This window comes from Kitasatospora sp. NPDC023385, from assembly GCF_055664045.1.
Genome location: NZ_JBVOOL010000005.1, coordinates 190,728 through 216,508 on the forward strand (window position 1 = coordinate 190,728; position 25,781 = coordinate 216,508).

General features: G+C 73.5%; 21 protein-coding genes. 5 read left to right on the forward strand and 16 right to left on the reverse strand.

Annotated features, from left to right (window positions below; translation table 11 throughout):
• Positions 1 to 17 precede the first annotated feature (17 nt).
• From AC0B61_RS10685 to AC0B61_RS10700, 4 genes are all read right to left on the reverse strand, one after another.
• On the reverse strand, positions 18 to 266 hold the full coding sequence (locus tag AC0B61_RS10685; RefSeq protein ID WP_471740266.1) for an acyl carrier protein: 249 nt from the start codon (positions 264 to 266) through the stop codon (positions 18 to 20).
• Positions 267 to 345: 79 nt separating this feature from the next.
• The gene (locus AC0B61_RS10690) at positions 346 to 1,389 is read right to left on the reverse strand and encodes a beta-ketoacyl-ACP synthase III (RefSeq protein WP_471740267.1); all 1,044 of its coding nucleotides are present in this window, start codon (positions 1,387 to 1,389) and stop codon (positions 346 to 348) included.
• Positions 1,386 to 2,336 carry an ACP S-malonyltransferase gene (locus tag AC0B61_RS10695; RefSeq protein ID WP_471740268.1) on the reverse strand — a complete coding sequence of 317 codons (951 nt, stop codon included), beginning with the start codon at positions 2,334 to 2,336 and terminating at the stop codon, positions 1,386 to 1,388. Before AC0B61_RS10695 ends, AC0B61_RS10690 begins: the two co-directional genes overlap by 4 nt.
• Before the next feature lie 91 nt (positions 2,337 to 2,427).
• Complete coding sequence (locus AC0B61_RS10700) at positions 2,428 to 3,624, reverse strand: PucR family transcriptional regulator (protein ID WP_471740421.1); 1,197 nt, start codon at positions 3,622 to 3,624, stop codon at positions 2,428 to 2,430.
• Positions 3,625 to 3,878: 254 nt separating this feature from the next.
• On the opposite strand from AC0B61_RS10700, the gene AC0B61_RS10705 reads away from it, so the two are divergent.
• Complete coding sequence (locus AC0B61_RS10705) at positions 3,879 to 4,655, forward strand: pirin family protein (protein ID WP_471740269.1); 777 nt, start codon at positions 3,879 to 3,881, stop codon at positions 4,653 to 4,655.
• Between the two features lie 76 nt (positions 4,656 to 4,731).
• On the opposite strand, the gene AC0B61_RS10710 is transcribed toward AC0B61_RS10705, so the two are convergent.
• Positions 4,732 to 5,565: a serine hydrolase domain-containing protein gene (locus AC0B61_RS10710; RefSeq protein WP_471740270.1), complete on the reverse strand. Its 834-nt coding sequence runs from the start codon at positions 5,563 to 5,565 to the stop codon at positions 4,732 to 4,734.
• 120 nt (positions 5,566 to 5,685) lie between these two features.
• On the opposite strand from AC0B61_RS10710, the gene AC0B61_RS10715 reads away from it, so the two are divergent.
• On the forward strand, positions 5,686 to 6,189 hold the full coding sequence (locus tag AC0B61_RS10715; RefSeq protein WP_471740271.1) for a MerR family transcriptional regulator: 504 nt from the start codon (positions 5,686 to 5,688) through the stop codon (positions 6,187 to 6,189).
• The gene (locus AC0B61_RS10720) at positions 6,186 to 7,199 is read left to right on the forward strand and encodes an aldo/keto reductase (RefSeq protein WP_471740272.1); all 1,014 of its coding nucleotides are present in this window, start codon (positions 6,186 to 6,188) and stop codon (positions 7,197 to 7,199) included. Before AC0B61_RS10715 ends, AC0B61_RS10720 begins: the two co-directional genes overlap by 4 nt.
• Before the next feature lie 70 nt (positions 7,200 to 7,269).
• On the opposite strand, the gene AC0B61_RS10725 is transcribed toward AC0B61_RS10720, so the two are convergent.
• Complete coding sequence (locus AC0B61_RS10725) at positions 7,270 to 7,848, reverse strand: TIGR03086 family metal-binding protein (RefSeq protein WP_471740273.1); 579 nt, start codon at positions 7,846 to 7,848, stop codon at positions 7,270 to 7,272.
• Positions 7,849 to 7,949: 101 nt separating this feature from the next.
• Between AC0B61_RS10725 and AC0B61_RS10730 the strand changes: the two genes are divergently transcribed.
• The gene (locus AC0B61_RS10730) at positions 7,950 to 8,951 is read left to right on the forward strand and encodes a helix-turn-helix transcriptional regulator (protein WP_471740274.1); all 1,002 of its coding nucleotides are present in this window, start codon (positions 7,950 to 7,952) and stop codon (positions 8,949 to 8,951) included.
• 42 nt (positions 8,952 to 8,993) lie between these two features.
• On the opposite strand, the gene AC0B61_RS10735 is transcribed toward AC0B61_RS10730, so the two are convergent.
• From AC0B61_RS10735 to AC0B61_RS10775, 9 genes are all read right to left on the reverse strand, one after another.
• The gene (locus tag AC0B61_RS10735) at positions 8,994 to 10,208 is read right to left on the reverse strand and encodes an alpha/beta hydrolase (protein ID WP_471740275.1); all 1,215 of its coding nucleotides are present in this window, start codon (positions 10,206 to 10,208) and stop codon (positions 8,994 to 8,996) included.
• Between the two features lie 202 nt (positions 10,209 to 10,410).
• Positions 10,411 to 10,746: an MmcQ/YjbR family DNA-binding protein gene (locus AC0B61_RS10740; protein ID WP_471740276.1), complete on the reverse strand. Its 336-nt coding sequence runs from the start codon at positions 10,744 to 10,746 to the stop codon at positions 10,411 to 10,413.
• A gap of 82 nt (positions 10,747 to 10,828) precedes the next feature.
• Entirely contained in the window at positions 10,829 to 13,225 is a 2,397-nt protein-coding gene (locus AC0B61_RS10745) for a Dyp-type peroxidase (RefSeq protein ID WP_471740277.1), read from the reverse strand.
• A 30-nt stretch (positions 13,226 to 13,255) separates the two neighbouring features.
• Complete coding sequence (locus tag AC0B61_RS10750; protein WP_471740278.1) at positions 13,256 to 15,208, reverse strand: galactose oxidase-like domain-containing protein; 1,953 nt, start codon at positions 15,206 to 15,208, stop codon at positions 13,256 to 13,258.
• A gap of 177 nt (positions 15,209 to 15,385) precedes the next feature.
• Positions 15,386 to 16,687, reverse strand: coding sequence for an acyltransferase family protein (locus AC0B61_RS10755; protein WP_471740279.1), 1,302 nt, complete (start codon positions 16,685 to 16,687; stop codon positions 15,386 to 15,388).
• A 27-nt stretch (positions 16,688 to 16,714) separates the two neighbouring features.
• Positions 16,715 to 17,848, reverse strand: coding sequence for an alpha/beta hydrolase (locus tag AC0B61_RS10760; RefSeq protein WP_471740280.1), 1,134 nt, complete (start codon positions 17,846 to 17,848; stop codon positions 16,715 to 16,717).
• A gap of 206 nt (positions 17,849 to 18,054) precedes the next feature.
• Complete coding sequence (locus AC0B61_RS10765) at positions 18,055 to 18,744, reverse strand: response regulator (RefSeq protein WP_471740281.1); 690 nt, start codon at positions 18,742 to 18,744, stop codon at positions 18,055 to 18,057.
• Entirely contained in the window at positions 18,741 to 20,045 is a 1,305-nt protein-coding gene (locus AC0B61_RS10770; protein ID WP_471740282.1) for a sensor histidine kinase, read from the reverse strand. The genes AC0B61_RS10765 and AC0B61_RS10770 overlap by 4 nt, the downstream gene beginning before the upstream one ends.
• A 158-nt stretch (positions 20,046 to 20,203) precedes the next feature.
• Positions 20,204 to 20,902 (reverse strand): TetR family transcriptional regulator, encoded by a 699-nt coding sequence (locus tag AC0B61_RS10775; protein WP_471740283.1) that lies wholly within the window; start codon positions 20,900 to 20,902, stop codon positions 20,204 to 20,206.
• Positions 20,903 to 21,116: 214 nt separating this feature from the next.
• Between AC0B61_RS10775 and AC0B61_RS10780 the strand changes: the two genes are divergently transcribed.
• On the forward strand, positions 21,117 to 22,721 hold the full coding sequence (locus AC0B61_RS10780) for an MFS transporter (protein WP_471740284.1): 1,605 nt from the start codon (positions 21,117 to 21,119) through the stop codon (positions 22,719 to 22,721).
• A 195-nt stretch (positions 22,722 to 22,916) separates the two neighbouring features.
• On the opposite strand, the gene aceE is transcribed toward AC0B61_RS10780, so the two are convergent.
• Positions 22,917 to 25,667: a pyruvate dehydrogenase (acetyl-transferring), homodimeric type gene (gene aceE, locus AC0B61_RS10785; RefSeq protein ID WP_471740285.1), complete on the reverse strand. Its 2,751-nt coding sequence runs from the start codon at positions 25,665 to 25,667 to the stop codon at positions 22,917 to 22,919.
• Positions 25,668 to 25,781: the final 114 nt, after the last annotated feature.

The window sequence follows — 25,781 nt, forward strand, 5'->3', positions numbered from 1 at the left end:
GCGAACGAGTCGATCGTTCAGGCGCTGGCGTTGGCGAGGATGTAGTCCACGGCGTCGCCGACGGTCTTCAGGTTCTTGACCTCGTCGTCCGGGATCTTGACGTCGAAGCGCTCCTCGGCGGCCACGACGACCTCGACCATGGACAGCGAGTCGACGTCCAGGTCGTCGGTGAACGACTTGTCGACCGCGACGTCCTCGACCGGGATGCCGGCGATCTCGTTGACAATGTCGGCGAGACCGGACAGGACATCGTCCTTGGTAGCCATACTGGCTGCTCCTCTGCAGTGTTGAACGCGTCCGACCGGCGGCCGGACACAGGTTTGGGGATGAGTGGGCGAAACGCGCCTAGGGGAGCGTAACGACTGCCGCGGCGTACACGAGACCCGCCCCGAACCCGATGATCAGCGCCAGGTCGCCGCTGTGGGCCTCGCCGGCCTCCAGCATGCGCTCCATCGCCAGCGGGATGGAGGCGGCGGAGGTGTTGCCGGTCTCGGCGATGTCCCGGGCGACCGGCACCGACTCGGGCAGCTTGAGCGCCTTGATCATGGCGTCGGTGATCCGCATGTTGGCCTGGTGCGGGATGAACGCGCCGAGCTGGTCGGCGCTCACCCCGGCGGCGTCCAGCGCCTGCTGGGCCACCTTGGCCATCTCCCAGACCGCCCAGCGGAAGACCGGCTGGCCGTCCATCCGCAGGGCCGGCCACTTGACGCCCTGCTCCGGGTGCTCGCTCGCGCCGTTGACGGCGTCCGGCTTGGCGAAGGCGGTGTCCCAGGACTCGGTCTGGGTGATCAGGTCGGCCTGCGAGCCGTCCGAGCCCCAGATCAGCTTGCCGATGCCGGGAACGTCGGACGGGCCGACGATCGCGGCGCCGGCGCCGTCGCCGAAGATGAAGGCGGTCGAGCGGTCCGACCGGTCGGTCAGGTCGCTGAGCCGCTCGACGCCGATCACCAGCACGTACTCGGCGTTGCCGCCGCGGATCATGCCGTCGGCCAGGCCCAGGCCGTAGCCGAAGCCGGCGCAGGCGGCCGAGATGTCGAAGGCCGGGGCGGTGCCGCAGCCGAGCCGCTCGGCGATCTCGGTGGCGACCGCCGGGGTCTGCTTGAAGTGCGAGACGGTCGCGACGATCACGCCGCCGATCCGGTCGGCGGAGATCCCGGCCTGCGCGATGGCCTTGCCGGCGGCCTGCACCGACATCTCGGTGACGGTCTCCTCCGGGCCGGCCCAGCGGCGCTCGGCGATCCCGCTGCGGGTGCGGATCCACTCGTCCGAGGAGTCGATCCACTCCAGGACCTCGGCATTGGGAATCACCCGGACCGGGCGGTAGCCGCCGACGCCGAGGATGCGCGAGTACTGCGCACCGCTGGCGGGGCGGATCTGGGGCTTGGTCATGCCTGGATCTCCTGGTCCTGACCGCCGTGCTCCGCGACGAGCTCGCGGGCCCTGTCCAGGTCGGCGGGGGTCTTGAGGGCGAGCGTGGCCACACCCTTGAGGTTGCGCTTGAGCAGCCCGGTGAGGGTGCCCGCGGGAGAGAGCTCGATCACGGCCGTCGCGCCCAGCCGGCCGAGGGTCTCCATGCAGAGGTCCCAGCGGACCGGGTTGGAGACCTGCGACACCAGGCGCGCGAGCACCTCGGCGCCGGAGTCCACGACCCCGCCGTCCTTGTTGGAGACGTAGCGGACCTGCGGGTCGGCCGCGGTCAGGGTCGGGGCCAGCTCGGCCAGCCGCTCGACGCCCGGGGCCATGTGCTCGGTGTGGAACGCACCGGCCACCTTCAGGGCGATCAGCTTGGCGCCGGCCGGCGGATCCGCCTTCAGCGCCTCCAGCTGGGCCAGCGTGCCGGCGGCGACGATCTGGCCGCCGCCGTTGTTGTTGGCCGCGGTCAGGCCGTGCTCGGCCAGCTTCGCCGCGACGGCCTCCGGGTCGCCGCCGAGCACGGCGGTCATGCCGGTCTCGGTGACGGTGGCGGCCGCGGCCATGGCCCGGCCGCGCTCACGGACGAAGGTCAGCGCGTCGTGGGCGCCGAGCACTCCGGCGCCGGCGGCGGCGGTGATCTCGCCGACGCTGTGGCCGGCCACCGCGCCGACCTGCTTGCGGGCGAGCTCCTCGTCCGGGAAGAGGGCACGGGCGGTCACCAGGCCGGCCGCGACCAGCAGGGGCTGGGCGACGGCGGTGTCCTTGATGTCCTCGGCGGACGCCTCGGTGCCGGCGTGCACCAGGTCGAGCCCGGCGACCTCCGACCAGCCGCGCAGGCGGTCGGCGACGCCGTCGAGCTCCAGCCAGGGGCTGAGGAAACCGGGGGACTGGGCACCCTGTCCAGGGGCGACGATTACGAGCACGGTTCAACCCTCTCTCGCCAGGCGCCCAGGGGCGGGTAGGCGACGGTAACGAAGAAAACCATCCGGGATTGTATGGTCCCTACACTCCGGCTCAGCCGGGCTCCCCGTGGGCGGTCAGCCGGCCGAGGGCCAGCGCGATCCGCAGGGTGAACGCCGAACGTACGTCGGAGGGGGCGTACCCCGTGACGTCGGTCACACGTCGTAGCCGGTAGCGCACCGTGTTGGGGTGGACGAAGAGCATCCGGGCCGCGCCCTCCAGGGAGGAGGCCTGCTCCAGGTAGACGCTCAGCGTCTCCAGCAGCGCGGAGCCCGCCTCGTCCAGCGGTGTGTAGATCTCCTCCACCAGCTGGCGGCGGGCGGCCTGGTCGCCGGCCAGCGCCCGCTCGGGCAGCAGGTCGTCGGCCAGCACCGGGCGGGGGGCGTCCGGCCAGGCGGCGCACGCCCGCAGGCCGGCCGCGGCCGCGTGGGCCGAGCGGGTCGCCGAGAGCAGGTCGGGCACCGTCGGACCGACCACCACCGGGCCCGGCGCGAACTGGCCGATCAGCGCCCTGGCCGCCTGCACCGGCTCCTTCTCGCCGCCGACCACGACCACCAGGCGCTTGCCCAGCACACCCGTCAGCACGTGCAGCTTGGCGTACCGGGCGGCCCGGCGGATCGCCTCGACCACCAGCTCGCTGTCGCCGTCCGGAGCGCTGCCCACCACCACCCGGATCTGGCTGGGCTGGCCCCAGCCGAGCGCGGCGGCGCGGGACAGCACACCCTCGTCCGCGTCCCCGGACAGCAGCGAGTTGACCACCAGCGCCTCCAGCCGGGCGTCCCAGGCGCCGCGCGCCTCGGCCGCCTGCGCGTACACCTGGGCCGTCGCGAAGGCGATCTCCCGGGCGTAGACCAGCACCGACTCGCGCATGTCCGCCTCGTCGCCGGGGGCGGCCACCTCCTCGATCGCCTCCTCCATCACCTCGATCGTGGTGCGGATCAGCTCGACGGTCTGGCGCAGGGTGATCGCCCTGGTGAGCTCGCGCGGGGCGGTGCCGAAGACGTCGGTGGAGATCGCCTTGGCGGCCTCGGGGTGGCGGTACCACTCGGTGAAGGCGGCGATACCGGCCTGGGCGACCAGGCCGATCCAGGACCGGTGCTCCGGCGGCATCCGCCGGTACCAGCCCAGCTGGTCGTCCATCCGCGCGATCGCGGCGGTGGCCAGCTTGCCCGCGGACTTCTCCAGCCGCTTGAGTGTCGCCGCCCGGCGCTCCGCGCGCTCGGCGGCGTTTCTGCGCTCCTGAGCCGTCAGGCGGGGCGCCGCGCGGCCGGGACGGTCGCGGCCCGCCCGGGGAGCCGGGCTCTTCCCGGACGGTTCGGGTACGGGACTGGGTTCGCTCTGGGAGTTCGCGGAAGCGGCTGGCACAAGGACAAGACTGCCTCACGCGAGTGACTGCTCGCGCACACCCCCCGGTCGTGCGGCACCCTGGCAGGGGTTGCACGCGCCAGGCGCCGGGCGCCCCGGCGCCCGCCAACGAGCCGGTCGGCGGGGGTACGGTAAGGCGCGTGACCGCCGCCGCTGACCGCCCCCGCGCCGACCTGCGCCGCACCGCCGAGCGCTACCGCTCCACCCCGGCCGAGGGCATCGAGACCCGACACGCGTTCTCCTTCTCCGGCCACTACGACCCGAGGAACACGCACTTCGGCGCACTGCTCGCGTGCAACGAGGAACTCCTCGCCCCCGGCGCCGGATTCGAGGAGCACAAGCACCGGGACACCGAGATCCTCACCTGGGTGCTGGAGGGCGCGCTGGCCCACCGGGACTCCCACGGGCACAGCGGGGTGGTCCGCCCCGGGATGATCCAGCACCTCAGCGCCGGCTCCGGCGTCACCCACACCGAACGCAACGTCGGTGGCGCCGCCGGCCCGGTCCGCTTCGTCCAGATGTGGCTCCAGCCCGACGAGTTCGGCGCCGCCCCGGCCTACGGGCTGCGCAGGGTGGAACCGGCGGACGGCGGGTTGACGCTGCTCGCCTCCGGACTGGAGCGCGACGCCGGCACCGGCGCCCTGCGGCTGCGCCGCGGTGACGCCGCGCTCTGGCGGGCGACCGCCGGGCCGTGGCAGCCGCTGCCCGAACTGCCCGCCGCCGCCTGGCGCTACGCGCACCTGACGGCCGGCTCGCTGGGCTACCGGACGATCCCGGGGCCCAAGGGCGGCGGGCGCTCGATGGCCCCGGGCGACAGCGTGCGGATCACCGGCGATGCCTTCGCCGACCCGACGGCGGGTGAGACCGGCGCGGACCTCCTGCTGTGGGAGATGCACTCGCCGGTCTCGTACGGCTAGGGCCCTGGCCTTGGTCTTGGCCTTGGTCTTGGCCTTGGGCCGGCCTTGGGGCGCCGGGCCCCGCGGACGGGCCCGTTCAGCCCTTCAGTTCGGCGAGGACCGCGTCCGAGAAGGCCGGCCAGGCCTCGGCGGCCCAGGGCCCGAAGTCCAGGTCGGTGAGGGCGACGCAGGCCGCGTCCGCCTCCGGGTCGACCCACAGGAAGGTGCCGGTCTGGCCGAAGTGGCCGAAGGTGACGGGGGAGTTGGCGGTACCGGTCCAGTGCGGGCTCTTGCCGTCGCGGATCTCGAAGCCGAGGCCCCAGTCGTTCGGGCGGCGGTGGCCGTAGCCGGGCAGTACGCCGCTGGTGCCGGGGAAGGCGACCTGGCGGGTGGCCCGCAGGACGGTGGACGGGTCCAGCAGCTTGGGGGCCTGCAGCTCGGCGGCGAACCGGGCGAGGTCGGCGACGGTGGACAGGCCGCCGGCTCCGGCGGGCGACTTGGACGCGGTGTTGATCAGGGTGTCGGTCATGCCGAGCGGCTCGAACACCGCCTCGGCGGCGTAGCGGGAGAACTCGATCCCGGCGGCCTCGGACAGGGCCCGCGCCAGCGCGTTGAAGCCCGCGTTGGAGTAGAGCCGGCGGTTGCCGGGCTCGGCGAACACCCGGTCCTCGTCGAAGCCCAGGCCGGAGGTGTGCGCGAGCAGGTGGCGGACGGTCGCCCCGGGCGGGCCGGCCGGGTCGTCCAGCTCGAACACGCCCTCCTCGACCGCGACCAGGGCCGCGTACGAGGTGAGCAGCTTGGTCACCGACGCCAGGGGGAACAGGTGCTGCTGCGGTCCGTGCGCCCCCAGCACCGCGCCGTCCGCCCCCCGGACCACCGCCGCCGCGGCATGGGGCACGGGCCAGTCCTCGATCATCCGCAAGCTCTCCATGGGCCCGACTCTAGTGCGGGCCGGAGACTGGTGGCGGGGGCACCCGGCTGCCGGGCTTGCTTGGAGTGCACTCCAACTCGGTAGCGTTTTTCACGTCGCACAGGACAGGGGGAAAGATCCATGGCCGTACCCGCACGCATCGAGGTGGACCTGCGCAGCTGCTCCGAGGTGTTCGGCAGCCCGGTGGGCGATCCGGACCGGACACCGCGGCACACCATCAGCGAGGTCGCCGCCGCGAGCGGGCTGACCGCCCACACCCTGCGCTGGTACGAGCGGATCGGCCTGCTGGACCCGGTCGACCGCGCGGTCGGCGGCCAGCGCCGCTACTGCGACGCCGACCTGCACCGGCTGGCCTTCCTGGGCCGGCTGCGGCTGACCGGCATGTCCGTCGCGGACATGCTCAAGTACGTGGACATGGCCCGGCAGGGCGAACGGACCTACGAGGGAAGGCGCCTGCTGCTGGTGGCCCAGCGCGAGGAGGTCCGGCAGCGGATCGTCGACCTCCAGGCCACCCTCGCCGTCCTCGACTACAAGATCGATCTCTATGCCGGGAAGGTGGCCGACAGCGCCGGCGCCCCGGTCCAATGCCAGCACCACCCTGAAGAGGAAGAGCAGAGCGCATGACTCACCCGATCCTTCCCACCGTCGAACTCGGTACCGGCGGCCCGCTCGTGGGCGTCCAGGGCCTCGGCTGCATGGGCATGAGCGAGTTCTACGGACCGACCGACTCCGACGAGGCGCTCGCCACCCTGAACGCCGCGCTGGAGGCCGGCGTCACCCTGTTCGACACCGCCGACATGTACGGCTTCGGCCGCAACGAGGAGTTCGTCGGCCCCTTCGTCCGGGCCAACCGGGACCGGGTGGTGATCGCCACCAAGTTCGCCATCGAGCGCTCGGAGGACGACCCGACCCGGCGCGCCGTGCGCAACGACCCGGCCTACATCCGGTCCGCCGTGGACGCCTCGCTGCGCCGCCTCGGCGTCGACGAGATCGACCTCTACTACATGCACCGCCGCAACCCGGCCGTGCCGCTGGCCGAGTCGGTCGGCGCGATGGCGGAGCTGGTCCGGGCCGGCAAGGTGCGTCACCTCGGGCTGTCCGAGGTGACCGGGGCCGAGCTGCGCGAGGCGCACGCCGTCCACCCGATCGCCGCGCTGCAGTCCGAGTGGTCGGTGTTCGCCCGCGACGTCGAGCGTTCGGCGGTGCCGGCCGCGGCGGAGCTCGGCGTCGCCTTCGTGCCGTACTCGCCGCTCGGTCGGGGCTTCCTGACCGGCGCGTTCCAGGACGGTGCGCAGCTCTCGGAGAACGACTTCCGGCGCAGCCACCCGCGCTTCTCCGGCGACAACGCGGCCGCCAACGGCGAACTGCTCGACCCGCTGCGGGAGATCGCGCAGGCCCACGGCGTGACGCTCGCCCAGGTCGCGCTGGCCTGGGTGCACCAGCGGGCCGAGGTGCACGGGCTGACCGTGGTGCCGATCCCGGGCACCCGCAAGCGCAGCCGGCTCGCCGAGAACACCGCGGCGGCGACGCTGCGGCTCACCGCGGCGGAACTGGCGCTGCTGGAGCCGGTGGCCGACCGGGTGGCGGGGCCGCGCTACGCGGACATGAGCTTCACCTCGGCCGGGCGGGAGTAACGGGAGCGGCGGGCACAGGGGAAGCAGCGGCAGTGACCGGACGGGCCGGGCGGCCCGTCCGGTCGGCGGCTCAGGCCGTGCGGCCCAGCCAGGCGGCCAGCCGGGCGTGGACGTCGGCGCCGTCGGCGACCGGCCGGGCGTCGCCGAACGGGCCGCCCTCGCCGCGCTGCGCGGCCGGCAGGACGGCCTGGGCGACGCCCAGCGCGGTGTGCGCCAGGGCGTCGTCCAGCGCGAAGCCGCTGCCGAGGCTGGTGGCGATGTCCCAGGTGTGGGTCACCACCTCCATCAGGTAGCCGCCGACCGCGGCGCCGCCGGGCACCTCGCCCCAGGGCGCGGCGGTCGGACGGCCGAGCTTGGCGTCGTCCGCCCAGGCGGCGGCGGCCCGGGCGCGGGCCCGGCCCAGCGCGGCCGGCCAGGCGTCGTCCGCCGGGTCCTCGATGGCGGCCACGACGTCCTGGGCGCGCCCGCCCTCGCCCATGTACGCGAAGCGGTGGATGCCGCCGACGACGTGGTTCAGCAGCCGGCGCAGCGTGAACTCGGCGCACGGGGTGGGCCGGTCGAGGTCGGCCGGGGTGATCGTGACGAACAGCTTCTCCAACTGGTCGAGGGCGAGCAGGTACTGCGGACGGACGTCCTGGACGGCGCTCATGTGCGGTCAACTCCGTGGTGTCGGGCGGTCTTTCGGGCTCGGAACGCAATCTCCCGGTAAAACCTGACAAGAACCGTCAGGATTCCTGGGATTCTTGGCACATGAAGGCCGACCGCCTGCTCTCGATCCTCCTGCTGCTCCAGACCCGCGGCCGGGTGTCCGCCACCGAACTCGCCGAGCGGCTGGAGGTGTCCGTCCGCACCATCTACCGCGACGTGGACTCGCTCTCCGCCGCCGGGGTGCCGGTGTTCACCGAACGCGGGCGGCACGGCGGCATCGCGCTGCTGCCCGGCTACCGCACCGACGTCACCGGCCTGACCGCGGACGAGGCCAGGGCGCTGTTCGTCCTCTCCACCCGGGGCGCCCACAGCGACCTCGGGCTGGACGGCGCGCTCGGCTCGGCGCTGCGCAAGGTGATGGCGGCGCTGCCGGCCCCCCACCGACCGGGCGCCGAGCGGGTCAGCGAGCGGATCCTGGTCGACCCGGCGCGGTGGATGCGGGGCGCCTCGGCCGCTGCCGCGCCCGGCCCGGACCTCGGCGAGCTGCAGTACGCGGTCTTCGCCGACCGGCGGCTGCGGCTGCGCTACCGGCACGGCGGCACGCCCGCGCCGGTGGAGTACACCGTCGACCCGTACGGGCTGGTGAGCAAGGCCGGGGTCTGGTACCTGGTGGCCGACCTGCACGGCGAGCCGCGGCTGTTCCGGGCCGACCGGGTGCTGGCCGCCGAGACCGCCGAGGAGGTGGTCCGCCGCCGGGCCGGGGTGGGGCTCGGGGACGCCTGGGCGGTGCTGCGCGAGCAGGTGGAGCGGCTGCCCAGGGAGGTGCCGGTCCGGGCGCGGGTCCGGCGCGGGCGGCTGGACATGTTCCTGCGCCTGCACGGCGGCCGGATCACCGCGCCGCCGGACGCGGGCCCGGACCACCGGGGCGCCGGCCCGGCCGAGGACTGGGTGGAGGTGGCGATGGCCTTCCCCGCGCCGGCGGCCGTCCGCTCACTGCTGGCGCTGGGCGCGGACGTCGAGGTGCTGGCCCCGCCGGCCGCCCGGCGGGAGTTGGCCCGGGCGGCGGCGGATGCCCTGCGGCTGTACCAGGACCAGCCGGCCTGAGCCGGCGGCGGGCAGGCGTGGCGCCGGGGGCCGCCGCGGGCGTCAGGAGCCGGAGTTCGTCCGGACCACGTCCTGGTAGTGGCCGAGCGAGATCGCCGCGAAGTTGTGCAGGCTGTCGGTGCCCTCGGTGAAGTACCCGGTGTGGCCGACCGCCCGGGCCGAGGAGATCTGTTCGGCGCCGAAGCCGCTCGCGGTCGGGTCGGCGCCGTGGCCGAGTCCGCCGACCTCCAGGAACGGCACGTTGCCGATCCAGTCGCTGGGGTTGCGGGTGGCCCAGACGTGCACGCCGTTGCCCAGCTCGGTGGTGCTCTGCACGCCCATGCCGGGGCTGCCGAACACCATCATGTCGGTGATGCCCGAGGTGTCGGACGGTGAGGCGGCCGCGCGCGGGATCTCGGGGGCGGCGGTGCCGCAGACCACCGTGCCGTAGGAGTGGCAGAGCAGTGACGGCGGCGCGTCCGGCCGGGTGGTCTCCTTGAGCCCGGCGAGCAGCCGCTGGAGCCGCGGCGCGCCGACGTCGGCGAGCCGCGAGGTGGCCGCGTCCGGGCCGAGGCCGGAGGGGGTGACGTAGCCCGTCCAGGACACCACCGCGGTGCGGGTGGCCGGGGCCTGGCGCTGCTCCTCGGCGTAGAGGGCGCGGGCCATGCCGGCCGGGGAGCGCAGCGGCTCGGCCGCCTGGTCGAAGTGGCCGAGGTCGGCGTCCGAGCCGGGGATGACGACGGAGATCCGCTCGGCGTCGGCGAGGTCGCCCCACACCTCGGTGACCAGGCCGCGGCCGCGCGGGTCGAAGGCCAGGATCTGGCGGCCGGGGGCGAGCAGGTGCTCGACGTCGTTGGCGCGGGAGACGGCCAGCGCGCGGGTGTCGGCGTCGAGCTTCGGGTCGGCGGCGCGGAGTCGGGCCTGGTCGCGCTCGGCGGCCAGCGCGATCCGGTTGGCGCGGTAGCGCAGGTCGAGCGGGGCGCCGTCGTAGTTGCCGACGACCAGCGGGTAGTCCTGGATCAGCCGGTCGAGCTCGGTGGGTGCGAGCGAGGCGAAGAACTCGGCGGCGGCGGCCGGGGTGGCGGTGGCCGGGTCGGGCAGGGAGCGGCCGAAGGAGTGGTCCTGGGCCCAGGCGGCGCTGCCGGCGGGAGGCGTGGAGATCGCCAGCTGCTCGGAGGAGACCGCGGCGGCGGCGGCCGAGGCTCCGGCGTCGGCGAGCACGGCGCAGCCCGCGAACGCCCCGATCAGTACCCGCTTCCAGCGTCGACGGTTGCGCACCGCACCAACTCCCTTGGGGCCCGTCACCGTTTCGCGGGCGGTGCCCGGAGGGTGCGATTGTGGACTGCTGACTTCCCTGCGCAAGCCTAGGGCGCCCGAAGGGGTGTCGGGCACGCCCAAACTGTGGGATGGATCACATGAACCGGGGGTGTCCTGCCGACGTCTCCCGGAGGTTCGGCCCGTGGTCCGTACGGCCTTCCGCTCACGCGTCGAACTCCCGTACCAGCCGCTTCGGTGCCGTCCTGCGCCAGGCCTCGGTGACCAGGTCGCGCAGTTCGTCCCGGTCGACCAGGTCCAGCCGGACGCTCACCCAGCCGTGCCGGCCGACGTAGGGGGCGGCCGAGAACACCTCGGGCTCGGCGGCGAGGAGTTCGGCCTGGTCCTCGGGGGAGGCCTTGACGGTGACCCGTTCGCCGTCGGGCGCGCCCATCGCGAAGATCCGGCTGCGGACCCGCAGCGTCTCGATCTCCCAGGTCGGCTCCTGGGCCGCCTCCGGCAGGGCCAGCGCCATCGCGCGGAACTCGTCGAACGTCACCATGGCGGCAGGTTAGAGCAGGGCACCGACAACGCGCCCCCGGCGCGCACGTGGCGCACCGGGGGCGCGGGCCGCCGACGTCGGGTCAGGACAGCGAGGCCCAGGCGTCGCAGGAGCGGTCACCGAAGACCAGCCGGTCGGGGTGGCCGCTGCCGTCCGCGATCGAGATCCGGCGGTAGTCCCGGCCGGAGAACACCCAGTACTCGCTGATCCCGCCGACCCGCCGGCGGTCCGGGACGGGCAGGAAGCAGTCCACCCGGCTCAGGCCGTTCAGCGAGCCCCACTGGGAGAGTTCGCGGTCGGTGCGCTCCCGGACGTCGGTGTGCGCGGGGCCGTCGGCGATCGAGACCAGCCGGTACTGCTGGCGGCCGGCGGTGGTGTGGAAGCACCAGTACCAGCTCTTGCCGCCGACCCGCTGCTGGTCGGGCACCGGCAGCCAGCAGTCCACCTGGTCGACGCCGCCGAGCGAGCCCCAGGCGGTGAGGTCGCGGTCGGAGCGTTCGAGCGCCGTGGTGTAGCGGCCGCCGCCGCAGGTGATCGAGACCAGCCGGTACTGCCGGCGGCCGACGGTGCTGTGGAACACCCAGTAGACGCTCTTGCCGGCCGGGTCCTGCTGGTCCGGTACGGGCAGCACGCAGTCGACCCGGCCGACGCCCTGCAGACAGGACCAGGTGCTCAGCCAGGTGTCGTCCTCGACCTTGCGGTCGGTGTGGGCGGAGCCGTCGGCGACCGAGACCAGCCGGCAGCGGTCGCCGTGGAAGGCCCAGTACTGGCTCTGCCCGCCGCGGCGGTACTGGTCCGGGACGGGGACGAACTCGTCGCAGGGGTACGCCTTCGCCGGCTGCGGCTGCGGCTGCTGCTGGCCGGTGGTCTGGCCGCTGGTCTGGCTGCCGGTCTGGCCACTGGGCTGACCGCCGGTCTGACCGCTGGTCTGGCCGCCGACCGGGGTGAGCCGGCCCTCGCAGAGCCCCCGCAGGACGCTCAAGGAGGGCATGAACGCGTACACCGAGCCGGTGGTCCGGACGAACTGCTGGAAGCTCACCGGAGTGTGCTTGATCAGGCCGCCCTCGTCCCGGCTCTCGAAGTCGACGTCCGGGGCCTCCTGGGTGACCGGGTCCTTGCCGGGCACCGGCCGGGGGTTGGCGTGCCCGGGCGGGACGGTGCCGCCGCTGTCCCGGTTCGGCGGGAAGTTCGGCTGGTCCATCCAGTCGGCCTGGATGAACTCGAACTGCCGCTGGAGGTCGGCCTGGTAGCAGACGAACAGCAGGCCGCGCGGGTCGTCGGGGCCGCCGGGGCCTTCGGAGGCCGGGTCGAACGGGGCGCCGTACGGGGTGCCGCGGCGCATGATCCGCCGGCCGTCGAGGACCCCGGCGTCGAACGGCGCCTTGTCCGGGCTCTCCTGCAGGCCGGCCCGCGGGCTGGTCTTGCGCAGGTGCGACCAGAGCGGGGTGACCAGGCCCTCCGGGTCGTCCCGGAAGTCGAAGTCGTTGTCCGAGGCGGCGCCGGGGTTGTTCGGGACGTCGGTGGACTGGTGCTTGCAGACCGGGGCGCCCGAGCGCCAGCGGCCGACCATCCGGGCGGCCAGCCACTCGGTGGTGGCGGTGTCCGGGACGGCCTTGGCCTGCCGGAGCTCGGCGAGCCTGACCGAGACCTGCGACCACCAGCCGGGGACGTCCTGGGCGAGCCGGCGGACCACCTGGAAGGAGCCGTTGCGCGACCACTCGGGGTACTGGTCCCGGGGGAAGCTGAACTGGTCGTTCTCCAGCCCGCAGACGAACTCGCCGGCCGGGATGAGCCGGGTGCCCGGGTGGCCGTCCACCTCGCCCGGCCGGGCCGGGTCGGGCCGGTCGAAGCCCTTGATGCCGGGCTCGCTGATGCCGTCCTTGAAGCCGAAGTGCTCCTTGCCGCGGCGGCTGCCCAGCAGGGTCCGGGCGTTCTGCTGGTAGGCGATCAGGACCCGGCACTCGGCGGCGGCGATCCGCTGGGCCTCGACGGCCGCCTGCAGGTCCCGCTCGGTGTCGGCGGAGATCTTCAGCACGGCGTGGACCGACTGGGTCACGCCGTTGCCGAAGAGCCAGTTCTCCGGGGAGTTGTCACCGGTGTCGCCGAGCGCTCCGGCCCGCCTGGCCGAGCCCTCCTTGAACGCCTCCAGGCCGCTGCCGACCGGCGGGGCGGTCGCGAACGGGTCGGCCGAGGCGAGCATCCGCAGGCCCTCGTAGGTGAAGCTGACGCCCAGCCAGGTGGCGGTCAACGACTTGGGGTCGTCGCCGCCGGAGGCCTGCCTGGCCTCGCTGAACGCCTCGTTGAACGCGGCGACCTGGCGGGTGGTGGAGATCTGCGGGGTCAGCTTGCGGAGCCAGTCGCGGGCCCGGGCGGCGTCCTCGAACTTGAGGAACAGCACGCTGACGTTGTCCTTCTTGAAGCCGGCGAGGATGTCGCCCTGGATGTCCTCGCTGTCGCGCAGGCTCAGGTCCGTTGCCATGGGGGGGGAATGTCCTTTCCGGGGTGGGGGTCAGGCCGAGGAGCTGAGCTGGACCCACTGCGCGACGCTGGGCACGCCCTTGTCGCTGAGCAGGAAGAGCAGGTACCAGCCGGGCGGAGCGGCCTTGGCGTCCGGCGGGGCCTGGAACTCCAGCCGGTTGCCGGCCCGGCTGGTGAGCCGCAGGTCGATGTGGCGCTGGCTGGTGTTGACCGCGTGGGTGGAGGTGGTCGGCGCCAGCAGGACGGCCCTGGCGGCGAGGCCCGGGGTGGTGCTGGTGACGGTGAACTTCCGGTCGTAACCGACCGGTGCGGTGGGGGCGTTGGCGAGCGCGGGCCGGTCGCCCTGGTGCAGGTAGGGCGGCTCGTAGATCTCGATGGTGCCGTTCATGGTGGTCGGCGCGGTGGTGCCGGAGATGCCCATCACCGTGCCGTTGACGTCCGTGTTGTTGGCCAGCTGCTGGAGCTCGTCGCCGGTCACCATGACGCGTCCGTCGGGCAGCACCACCGCGTTGGAGTGGTAGCCGCGCGGCAGCCGCTGGACCGGGCCCAGCTGCCAGTTGCCCTGGTCGTCGCGCAGCTCGATCTGGCGGTACTTGAGGTCTGCGTTGGGGTTGTACGGGCCGTTGCCGTAGTCGCGGATGTCGTAGGCGCCGTTGACGGTCATCAGCCGGCCGTTGGGCAGCAGGACGGTGTCGTCCTGGGTGCGGCCGAAGGCGCGGGACTTCTCGGCGGTCCAACTGCCGTTGGAGAAGCGCAGGGTGCTCGGGTTGTCCCGGTCGCCGCCGAGGACCAGCGCGGAGTCCGGGCCGTTGACGCCGCCGGGCAGCATCACGGCGGAGCCGTAGTTGCGCTTGCGGCCGTCCGGGCGGGCGGTCAGGTCGGTGCGGGACTCGGCGACCGGGTCGAACTTCCACTGCTCGGCGGCCTGGCGGCCGAAGCCGTAGACGTTGCCGTCGTTGAGCGAGAACAGGTGCGGGTAGTCGGTGGTGAACGGGGCGTCCACCTTGAACCGGTCCACCGGGGTGTCCCGGGGGACGTCGGTCTTCCGCGCCGGCACCGAGAAGGCCTTGGCGGGGAAGCGCTCGACCACCGGCGTGGGGGTGCCGTAACCCAGTTCGGACTGGCCGGACATGATCAGCTGGCGGCCGTCGGCGCCGGTCACCACCGAGGGGTACCAGCGGCCGACCGACATGTCGGGGTTGCGGGTCCAGGTCTCCGTCCACGGGTCGAAGACCAGGGAGAGCTTGGCGCCGGTGCCGCCGTTGCCGCCGAGGTTGCCGCCGAAGACGCCGAGCATCCCGTTGGGCAGGAAGGAGTGGCCGGAGCAGAAGAACGGGACCGGGCGGGGCTCGTTCAGGCCGTCCGGCATGTCCGAGACCGGCGGGTTGACCTGCTTGAAGGCGTCCGGGCCGGTGCCCTTGGCGGGATCCCAGAGGAAGGCCCGCCCGGCGTTCTCCCGGCCGGTGGTCTGGGTCGGGGCGGGCTCCTTCTCCGGGTTGCTCTCGATCCGCTCGAAGGAGAACAGCAGCACCTTGCCGGTGGGCAGCAGCGCGACGTGGTCGCCGAAGTCGGGGGAGGGGAAGTACTCCTTGAACGCGCCGAAGGTCGCCGGGTCGAAGGCCTTGTTGTGGTCGGCCTGGGAGGCCGTCAGCGCGTTGTACCGGTTGGTGCGGGTGGTCTGCGGGTAGTCGCCGATGCCGCGGATGGCGGCCCGCATCCGGGCGTGCTCCTCGGCGTGCTCCGGGCCGAGGGCCGCGACCTCGTCCTCCCGTAGCTCGGCCATCACCCGGGGGGAGTCGATGTGCGGGGCGGGGGCGTCCGCCCCGGGGGAGGACGGTCCTGGGGCGGCCGGTCCGCCGTGGGCGACGGCCGGGGCGACGGTGCCCAGCAGGGTGCAGGCGGTCACCGCGAGGACCACGGCGGTGCCCGGCAGCCGGTGGCGGGCCCGGCGCCGCGGCTGGGGGCGTGATGAGGGCGTGGACATGGGACTCCTAGGGAGCGGGGTGTCGGGGGCGGGCGAATGCGAGAGACGGGCCGTGGGCGGGCGCGGTCCTGCGATGGTCGCCGACCGTCACAGGACATCACGCGCAGTGGTGGTTCGCATGCGGGCGCATCCCCGGTGGCCCCGCGCCGCTCCGCGCGCGTCACCGGCCGCCGCCGCTCACACCACGCCCAGCGCGTACGCCGCGAACAGCGCCGCAGCGGCGCCGGCCGCCGCCTTCCCGGCCCGGGAGAAGGACGTCCACGGCCCGTCGAACCGCCGGGTGAACCACCCGACCGCCACCAGGACGGCTCCGAACAGCGGCAGCAGCGCCAGCCGGGCGGCCACCCAGCCGACCGAGTCCGGTGCGGTGGTCAGCCCCTGGACGGCGCCCAGGCCGGCCGCGCCGGGCACCGCCACCGCGAGCATCGCGCTCTGGTGCCAGCAGAAGATCGTCATCGCCGACAGGTTGACCACCACCACCGGCAGCCACAGCAGCGGACGGCGCGTCAGCAGCCGGCCCAGCCGCTCCCGCAGCAGCACCGCGGCGCCGCACTGGAACGCCGCCAGGGCGAGCACCAGCAGGGACGGCGGGTGCGAGTTGGTGCGCTCGGCCCCGGGCACGCCGACCATGCTGGCCGGGTAGTGGAACGCCAGCAGCAGCACCGCGAACAGCGCGCCGCCGCCGGCCAGCAGCACCCGGGCCGTCGGGCGGCCGAGCCGGCCCTGCGCCCACAGCACGCCCAGCTGGTAGCCGAACAGCCAGCCCGGCAGGATGTTCAGCAGCGCGATCCAGGACGGCACCGCCTCCGCCCACGGCCCGTACCGCAGCAGGTCGACGGCGGCGACCGAGGCCACCAGCAGGCCCGCCGACCAGCCGCCCAGCCGGCGCCCGGCGGCCACGCAGAGCGGGGTGAGCGCGGTCAGCCCCAGGTAGACCCCGATGTACCAGAGCGGCTGCACCACCAGCGTCGCGCCGGTGCGCACCGTGTCGGCGGGGACGCCCAGCGCGGGCAGCAGTGGGATCAGCAGGGCCCACACCGCGGTGACCCCGAGCACCGGGCGCAGCAGCCGGACCGTACGGGCGCGCAGCCAGCCGCCGTACGTCCCGCCCCGGGCCCGGGCCCGTTCCAGTGAGCGGACCGAGGAGTGGCCGCCGACCAGGAAGAACACCCCGAGCATCTGGAGGCCCCAGCTGATCGGGGCGAGCGAGCCGAGCGAGGAGAGCGGGCTGGCGTTGTGCAGGGCGCCGTCGGCGGAGCGGGTGAAGCCGCCGAGCATCCAGTGTCCGACCGGGACGGCGAGCAGGGCGAGGGCGCGCAGCCCGTCGAGGGCGCGGTCGCGGGTGGCGGGGGTCTTCGCGTCGACCTGCCGGGCGGCGCGGCGCAGGGCGGTGAGGGGGGAGGGGGTGCGCGCAGGGGCGGTGCGGGGGGATGGGGTGCGCGCAGGGGCGGTGCGGGGCGGGGCGGTGAGGCGGGCCATGGTGGGGCTCCTTCCGGTGCGGGCGGGTCAGGCGCGGCCGGCGGCGACGGCGGCGTAGGCGGCGAGGGAGGCGGTGCCGGGGGCGAAGTAGCCGGTGTGTCCGTGGGATCCGGTGGCGGGCAGCGGTCGGGCGCCGAAGCCGGGGGCGGTCGGGTCGGCGCCGTGGCCGAGGCCGAGCAGCCGGACGTTGGGCACGTCGCCGATCCAGTCGGAGCCGTTGCGGGCGGTGGCCCAGAGCGGGACGCCGGGGTCGAGGTCGGCGGCGGAGTCGACGCCCATGCCGGGCGAGCCGAGCACCACCAGGCCGGAGGCCTGCGCCGGGGTGGGGCGGGCCAGGCCGCAGACCACCGAGCCGTAGCTGTGGCAGAACACCGTGGTCGGGGCCTGCGGGCGGGTGCTGACGGCGAGTCCGTCGAGCAGCCGGGCCAGGCGGGTGGCGCCGGCCCGGGCGAGGTCCTCGGTGGCGGCGTCCGGGCCGAGGCCGACCGGGGTGGTGTACCCGGCCCAGGCGATCACGGCGGTCTGCCGGTCGGTGGCCTGGTACAGGGCGCGGGCCATGCCGGCGGGGGCGCCGTACGGGTCGGCGGCGCGGTCGAAGCCGAGCAGGTCGACGTCCGAGCCGGGGACGATCACGGCGGTGCGGCGGGCGGCGGTGAGGTCGCCGTACACCTCCGCGACCTGGCCGCGGCCGCGCGGGTCGAAGGCGAGGATCTGCCGGTCGCCGTCCAGCAGGGTGCGGTAGCGCTCGGCGCGGGTGCGGGCGGCTTCGTGGTCCTGCGGGGGGAGGGCGGGGTCGGCGGCCCGGGCGAGTTCGCGGGTGCGCTCGACGGCGAGGGCCAGGGCGTTGGCCCGGTAGCGCAGTGCGACCGGCACACCGTCCAGGTTGCCGACCACCAGCGGGTGCCGGACGGCCAGGGCGTCCTGCCGGCCCGGGGCCAACTCGGCGAAGAACGCGGCGATATGGGCCGGGGTGGCGGTGGCCGGGTCGGGCAGCGGCAGGCCGATCGAGGTGTCGGCCGTCCAGGCGGCGCTGCCGGGCGGCGGACCGGTGACGGCCGTCTGGGTGTCGGCGGACCAGCCACCCGCACCGAGTACCGCCGCCAGCACCATCGCGGCGGCGGCGATCGCCCGCCCGGCCCGCCTGGCCCGAAATCTGCGCATGTCCCAGCTCTCCCTCGTCCGTTCGGCTTCCGACGGAGAGGAAGGTAGGAATGCGACGGCCCCGCGGACGTCACACCGCGGGGCCAACTCCCGGGTGCTACCCGGGTATCAGGCCCGCCCTGGTCGAAGGGCGCGCCGGTGCCGAAAGGGAGGGGAGGGGTCGAGCTGCCGACCAGGGGGAGGGGTCGAGCCGCCGACGGAGGGGCCTACTGGCCCGGTGCGACGAGGCCCGACTCGTAGGCCAGCACCACCGCCTGGGCGCGGTCGCGCAGGTCGAGCTTGGCGAGGATGCGCCCGATGTGCGTCTTGACGGTCTGTTCGGCGAGCACCAGCCGCGCGGCTATCTCCTGGTTGGACAGGCCCCGGGCGATCAGCTCCAGCACCTCGGTCTCGCGCGGGGTCAGGCCGTTGAGCCGCACCTTGGGGTCGCGGCGCCGGGCCGGGCGGGTGCGGGCGAAGTCCTCGATCAGCCGGCGGGTCACCGAGGGGGCGAGCAGCGCCTCGCCGGCCGCGACCACCCGGACCGCGGCGATCAGGTCGGCCGGCGGGGCGTCCTTGAGCAGGAAGCCGCTGGCCCCGGCGCGCAGCGCCTCGTACACGTAGTCGTCGACGTCGAAGGTGGTCAGCATCAGCACCTTGGGCCGGTGCACGCTGCCCCCGGTGCGACCGCCGGCGGCCGGGTCGAGCAGTCGCCGGGCCGCCTCCAGGCCGTCCATGACGGGCATTCGGACGTCCATCAGCACCACGTCCGGGTGGGTGCGTCCGGCTGTCTCCAGGGCCTGGGCGCCGTCCGCCGCGTCCCCCACCACGTCGATGTCGCTCTGGGCGTTGAGCAGGGCCGCGAAGCCCGCGCGCACCATGGCCTGGTCGTCGACGATGATCACGCGGATGGTCATGCGGCGGTCTCCTGGGGGAGGTCGAGGGGCAGGACGGCGGCCACCTTGAAGCCGCCGTCCGGCAGCGGGCCGGTGTCCAGCCTGCCATCGACCAGCCGGACGCGTTCGCGCATTCCGACCAGGCCCTGCCCGGTGCCCTCGACCGACGCCTCCAACGACTCGGTGCGCTCCGGCGGGGGCGCGTTGACCACGGTCACCAGCAGGGCCGGGCCGTCGGCGGACAGCGACACCCAGGTCCGCGCACCAGGGGCGTGCCGCACCACGTTGGCCAGTGCCTCCTGGACGATCCGGTACGCGGAGAGGCCGACGGCCTGCGGCACCGTCTCCGCCAGCCCGGGATCGGCCGTCAGCTCGGCCGGCACACCGGCCCGTCCCACCGTCTCGACCAGCTGGGCGAGTTGGCCCACTCCGGGCTGCGGGGCCGTCTCCCCGCCGGACTCCTCGCTGCGCAGCACGCCGAGCAGTCGGCGCATCTCGGCGAGCGACTCGCGGGCGGTGCCGGCGATCGTGCCGAACTCCTCGGCGGCCTCGGCCGGCACGTCGGCTATCCGGTACGGCGCACTGGCGGCCTGCACCGCGATCACCGACATGTGGTGGGCCACCACGTCGTGCAACTCCCCTGCGATCCGGGCGCGTTCCTCCAGCAGGGTGCGCCGTTCGCGCTCGACCCCGCTGATGTGCTCCTGCTCGCTGAGCAGCCGGCGGGCCTCGGCGCGGTCCCGGACGGCCCAGCCGAGCAGCAGCGCGGCGCCGCTGAGCGCGATCAGCAGCATGGTGGTGCCGTCGCCGGAGCGGGGCAGGCCGAGGGTGGTGGTGAGCGCGGTGAGCAGGACGGTGGCGAGCCAGACCGAGACCAGGGTGGGCCGGCTCTCCCGCAGTGCCAGGGCGATCAGCAGGAAGAGGTACGAGAGGATCATCGGCGCGGTCCACGGCCAGGTGCCGCCGTGCTGGTCGTACCGGGCGGTGATGGTGGCGGTGGTGACCAGGGTGCCCGCGCTGATCCACCAGGCGGCCAGCGGCCGGGTGATGGCGAGCAGCAGCGGCATGGTCTGGGCGACGGTGAGCGCGGCGGCCACCGGGAGCACCACGCCGTAGTAACCGACCAGGTTGGCGATCCCGGTGGGGATCAGCGAGGCCAGCATGATCAGCGCGGCCGCGTAGGGGAGCCGGCGCAGCCAGGGCCGGGGCGACTCCGCGAGCAGCGGGGTGTGGCCGGCGTCCGGGGTGGTGAGGTGGTGCCAGAGCGAGCGCAGCTGACGCAGGGCGTACTGGCGGAGGTCTGCGGGGGTGAGGTTCTTCATCGCGGGCCAGCCTAGGAGGGCGGGGCCCGCGGGGCGTCGCACTGGAGCGCGAACTTCCGGGTGCCACCGGGGTATCGGGTGATACCCCGGTATGACACGGGGGTGCTGGACGGGGTACTCGGCGGGGTGCTGTGTGGTGCGGGGTGCCGGGCGGGCTGTTACGCGGGGCGCTGCGCGGGGGTGCGCCAGTGGCCGGCCAGGGCCGGGCCGAGCTGGTCGAAGTGACGCTCGATCAGGGCGATCATGCCCTCCGGGCCGTCGGGTTCGCGGTCGGCCGTCCAGGACAGGTGGGCGGCGCGCAGCACGCTGCCGAAGACTGCGGCGAGCACGGTGGGGCGCAGGTCCTCGCGCGGGTCCAGTCCCTCGCGTTCGGCGAGTACCTGGGCCACGATCCGCTCCTGCTCGGTGACCCGGCGCAGGTGGGCGGCGAGCAGGGTGGGCGCGTCCTCGATCATCCGCATGAGTTCGAGGGCGCTGGTGATCGAGCCGGGTCCGGCGGCCTTGGCGTTCCCGAGGTCGCGCCAGGCCTTGACGATCGAGGCGCGCAGGGCCTGGAGCGGGGCCTCGCCGGCCGGGCGGTGGCGCAGGCACTCGATGAAGTAGTCCTCGGCCTCGGCCATCACGGCGAGCGCGACCTCGTCCTTGTTGGCGAAGTAGCGGAAGAAGGTGCGCTGGGAGACGTCGACGGCGGAGGCGATCTCGTCGACGGTGGTGCGGGCGAAGCCCTGGCCGAGGAAGAGCTCGTGGGCGGCCTGGACCAGGGCGTACCGGGTCTGCTGCTTCTTGCGCTCCCGCAGCCCGGGTGCCCGCCCGGCGTCCTCCGGGGTCTCGGCGGGACGAGGGGTGCGAGCGGCCATGGCGGGGCCTTCCGGAGCGCGGGGTGGCGGGTGGGAGCACAACCTTAGCGTTCTGACAAATGTCAGCAACGGCCAGAAGTCACTGTTTGCCGAATGTCAGCAGCTGACATAATCTGCGGCGAGTGGCGCCCGTCGGGCCGGGGCACCTGTGGGGACGGGTGGGCCGGGGCGCCACGACCACGTTCCGAACGAGCCACGCCCCCGGAGGGCCCAGATGAGCCAGTCCGTCGTCAAGAACTCCGAGGCGGACGCCCCGCCGCCGACGCCACCGTCCGGGGGCGGCCTCAAGGGCCACCCCTGGCTGACCCTGCTGACCGTCGCGGTCGGCGTGATGATGGTCGCGCTGGACGGCACGATCGTCGCCATCGCCAACCCCGTCATCCAGGAGAAGCTGCACGCGGCGCCCTCCGAGATCCAGTGGGTCACCAGCGGCTACCTGCTCGCCCTGGCGGTCTTCCTGATCACGGCCGGCAAGATCGGCGACCGGTTCGGCCACAAGACCACCTTCCTGGTCGGCGCGGTCGGCTTCGCCGCGACCTCGGCCGCGATCGGCTTCGCCGGCAACATCCAGACCGTGATCGCCTTCCGCGTGCTGCAGGGCCTCTTCGGCGCGCTGCTCCAGCCGGCCGCGCTCGGCCTGCTGCGCGGGGCCTTCCCGGCCGACCGGCTCAACATGGCGATCGGCATCTGGGGCGGCGTGATCGGCGCCTCCACCGCCGCCGGCCCGATCGTCGGCGGCCTGCTGGTCGAACACGTCAACTGGGAGTCGGTGTTCTTCATCAACATCCCGGTCGGCCTCATCGCGCTGGCGCTCGGCCTGTGGATCCTCAAGGACGTCCGGGCCGAGAACGCCGCGAAGTCCTTCGACGTGCCCGGCATCGCGCTGCTGTCGGTCGGGATGTTCGCGCTGGTCTTCGGCATCATCAAGGCCCCCGAGTGGGGCTGGGGCGACCTGCGGACGCTGCTGTTCCTGGGCGGCGCGGTGGTGCTGATGGTGCTGTTCGCGCTCTGGCAGGGCAAGGCGCGCGAGCCGCTGGTCCCGCTCGGCCTGTTCCGCTCGGTGCCGCTGTCGGCGGGCGTCCTGCTGATGGTGCTGATGGCCTTCGCGTTCTTCGGCGCGATCTTCTTCGTCACCTTCTACCTGCAGAACGTGCACGGGATGAAGCCGGTCGAGGCCGGCGTCCACCTGCTGCCGATGACCGGCATGATGATCGTCGGTGCGCCGCTGGCCGGCCTCGCGATCGGCAGGCTGGGCCCGCGGATCCCGATCGTGGCCGGCATGCTGATCACCACCACCGCGATGTTCGGCATGTCCACCCTGGACAGCGGTTCCGGCACCGGCGTCATGTCGCTCTGGTTCGTCCTGATGGGCCTCGGCATCAGCCCGGTCATGGTCGGCGCCACCGAGGTCATCGTCGGCAACGCCCCGCTGGAGCTGTCCGGCGTGGCCGGCGGCCTCCAGCAGGCCGCGATGCAGGTCGGCGGCAGCCTCGGCACCGCGGTGCTGGGCGCGCTGATGGCCGCCAGGGTCGGCGACGTGCTGCCCGGCAACTGGGCGAAGGCCGGCCTGCCGCCGGTCGCCGACCCGCAGCAAGCCGAACTCCTCAAGCAGGGCGCCCAGCTGGGTATCGCCCCGCCCGCGCAGCCCGGCATGCCGCAGCAGGCGGTGGACGCGATGGCCGGCGCCGTCCACGAGTCCTTCGTCAGCGGCATGTCGCTGGCCTTCGCGGTCGCCTCCGTGGTGGCCTTCGCCGCCGCGGTGCTCGGCCTGCTCACCCGCCGCGGCACCACCGACGCGGGCCCGGCCGTGCACATCTGACCCGCGCCCCCGTACGCGACGGCCCTTCTACGCGACGGCCCCGGACTCGGCGGAGTCCGGGGCCGTCGTGCTGTTCGCTATCAGGCCGTGGCCGCTCAGGCCGGTGGCGGCTCGCACCGGTGGCGGCCCGGGAACGCCGAAGGGGCCGGACCTCGGTGGAGGTCCGACCCCTTCAGCTCAGTGCCTGGCGGGCGATCAGGCCTCGCCGCCGGCGGCGCCCGGGTCGGCCGCGGCCACGTCCAGCAGCTGGTAGCGGTCGATCGCGTCCTTCAGCGCCGAGCGGTCGACCTTGCCCTGCTTGGCGAGCTCGGTGAGCACCCCCAGGACGACCGACTGCGCGTCGATGTGGAAGAAGCGACGGGCCGCGCCACGGGTGTCGGCGAAGCCGAAGCCGTCGGCGCCCAGCGACTGGTACTGGCCCGGCACCCAGCGGGAGATCTGGTCCGGCACCGCGCGCATCCAGTCGGACACCGCGACGACCGGGCCCTCGGCACCCTGGAGCTTCTGGGTGACGTACGGCACGCGCTGCGGCTCCTCGGGGTGCAGCAGGTTGAACTCCTCGGCCTCCACCGCGTCGCGGCGCAGCTCGTTCCAGGAGGTCGCGGACCAGACGTCGGCCTTGACGTTCCACTCCTCGGCGAGGATGCGCTGGGCCTCCAGGGCCCACGGCACGGCCACGCCGGAGGCGAGGATCTGGGCCGGGATCTGGCCGGCGGTGGCCGGCGCGTACCTGTGCAGACCCTTGAGGATGCCCTCGACGTCCACGTTCTCGGGCTCGGCCGGCATCCTGATCGGCTCGTTGTAGACGGTCATGTAGTAGAACACGTCTTCACCGTGCGGGTGCTGCTCGCTGGAGCCGTACATCCGCCGCAGACCGTCCTGGACGATGTGCGCGATCTCGAAGCCGTACGCCGGGTCGTACGCGACGACGCCGGGGTTGGTCGAGGCCAGCAGGTGCGAGTGGCCGTCGGCGTGCTGCAAGCCCTCGCCGGTCAGCGTGGTGCGGCCGGCGGTGGCGCCGATCACGAAGCCGCGGGCCAGCTGGTCGGCCATCTGCCAGAACTGGTCGCCGGTGCGCTGGAACCCGAACATCGAGTAGAAGACGTACACCGGGATCAGCGGCTCGCCGTGGGTGGCGTACGAGGAGCCGGCGGCGATCAGCGAGGCGGTGCAGCCGGCCTCGGAGATGCCGTCGTGCAGCATCTGGCCGGTCGGCGACTCCTTGTAGGCGAGCAGCAGGTCACGGTCGACCGACTCGTAGGTCTGGCCGAGCGGGTTGTAGATCTTCGCCGACGGGAAGAGCGAGTCCATGCCGAAGGTGCGGTACTCGTCGGGCGCGATCGGCACGAAGCGGTTGCCGATGCCCTTGTCCCGCATCAGGTCCTTGAGCACCCGGACGAACGCCATGGTGGTGGCGATGGTCTGGTTGCCGGACCCCTTCTTGACCGCCTTGTACGCGTCGTCGCCGGGCAGTTCCAGCTTGCGCGGGCGCACCTTGCGGGTCGGCACGTAGCCGCCCAGCTCCTTGCGCCGGTCGTGCATGTACTGGATCTCTTCGGAGTCGCGGCCCGGGTGGTAGTAGGGCGGGTAGCCCTCGTCGAGCTGCTTGTCCGTGATCGGCAGGTGCAGCCGGTCGCGGAAGCGCTTCAGGTCCTCGACCGTCAGCTTCTTCATCTGGTGGGTGGCGTTGCGGCCCTCGAAGTTGGGGCCCAGCGTCCAGCCCTTGACGGTCTGGGCGAGGATGACCGTCGGCTGGCCCTTGTGCTCGCGGGCTGCCTTGAACGCCGCGTACACCTTGGCGTGGTCGTGGCCGCCGCGGCCCAGGTGCTGGATCTGCTGGTCGGTCATCGACTCGACCATCTTGCGCAGCCGCAGGTCGCTGCCGAAGAAGTGCTCGCGGATGTACGCGCCGGTCTCGGTGGCGTAGGTCTGGAACTGGCCGTCCACCGTGGTGTTCAGCTTGTTGACCAGGACGCCGTCGCGGTCCTGGGCGAGCAGCGGATCCCAGCTGCGGTCCCAGACCAGCTTGATCACGTTCCAGCCGGCGCCCCGGAACTGGGACTCCAGCTCCTGGATGATCTTGCCGTTGCCGCGGACCGGGCCGTCGAGGCGCTGCAGGTTGCAGTTGACCACGAAGGTCAGGTTGTCCAGGCCCTCACGGGCGGCCAGGGACAGCTGGCCGAGCGACTCGGGCTCGTCCATCTCGCCGTCGCCGAGGAAGGCGTACACCTGCGAGTCGGAGGTGTCCTTGATGCCGCGGTGCTCCAGGTAGCGGTTCATCCGCGCCTGGTAGATCGCGCCGAGCGGGCCGAGGCCCATCGAGACGGTCGGGAACTCCCAGAAGTCCGGCATCAGCCGCGGGTGCGGGTAGCTGGACAGGCCGTACGGGGCCTTCGACTTCTCCTGGCGGAACGCGTCGAGCTGCTGCTCGGTGAGCCGGTCCAGGAGGAAGGCGCGGGCGTAGATGCCGGGGGAGGCGTGGCCCTGGAAGAAGATCTGGTCGCCGGACTCGCCCTCGGCGTCCTTGCCGCGGAAGAAGTAGTTGAAGCCGACGTCGTAGAGCGACGCGGAGGAGGCGAAGGTGGCGATGTGGCCACCGACGCCGATGCCCGGGCGCTGCGCCCGGGAGACCATGACGGCCGCGTTCCATCGCGTCGCGTTGAGGATCTTGCGCTCGATCTCCTCGTTGCCGGGGAAGAACGGCTCGTCCTTGGTGGCGATGGTGTTGACGTAGTCCGTGCTGCGCATCTCGGGCACGGCGACACGCTTCTCGCGGGCGCGCTCGATCAGGCGCAGCATCAGGTAACGGGCACGCTCACGCCCCCGCTCGTCGATGGCCGCATCGAGCGACTCCAGCCATTCCGCGGTCTCCTCGGGATCGAAGTCCGGGACCTGACTCGGAAGGCCGCCAATGATGATCGGGTTGCGATCGGATCCGGAAGCCACGCTGTTCCTTCACTGTCGGTCGAAACTGAGGTGTGTCGCGCCGCCTCCATCGTGCTACCGCGCTCGGAGATCCGTCATCTCTACCGATCGGTAACCGTTCCGCCTGGTGGGCGG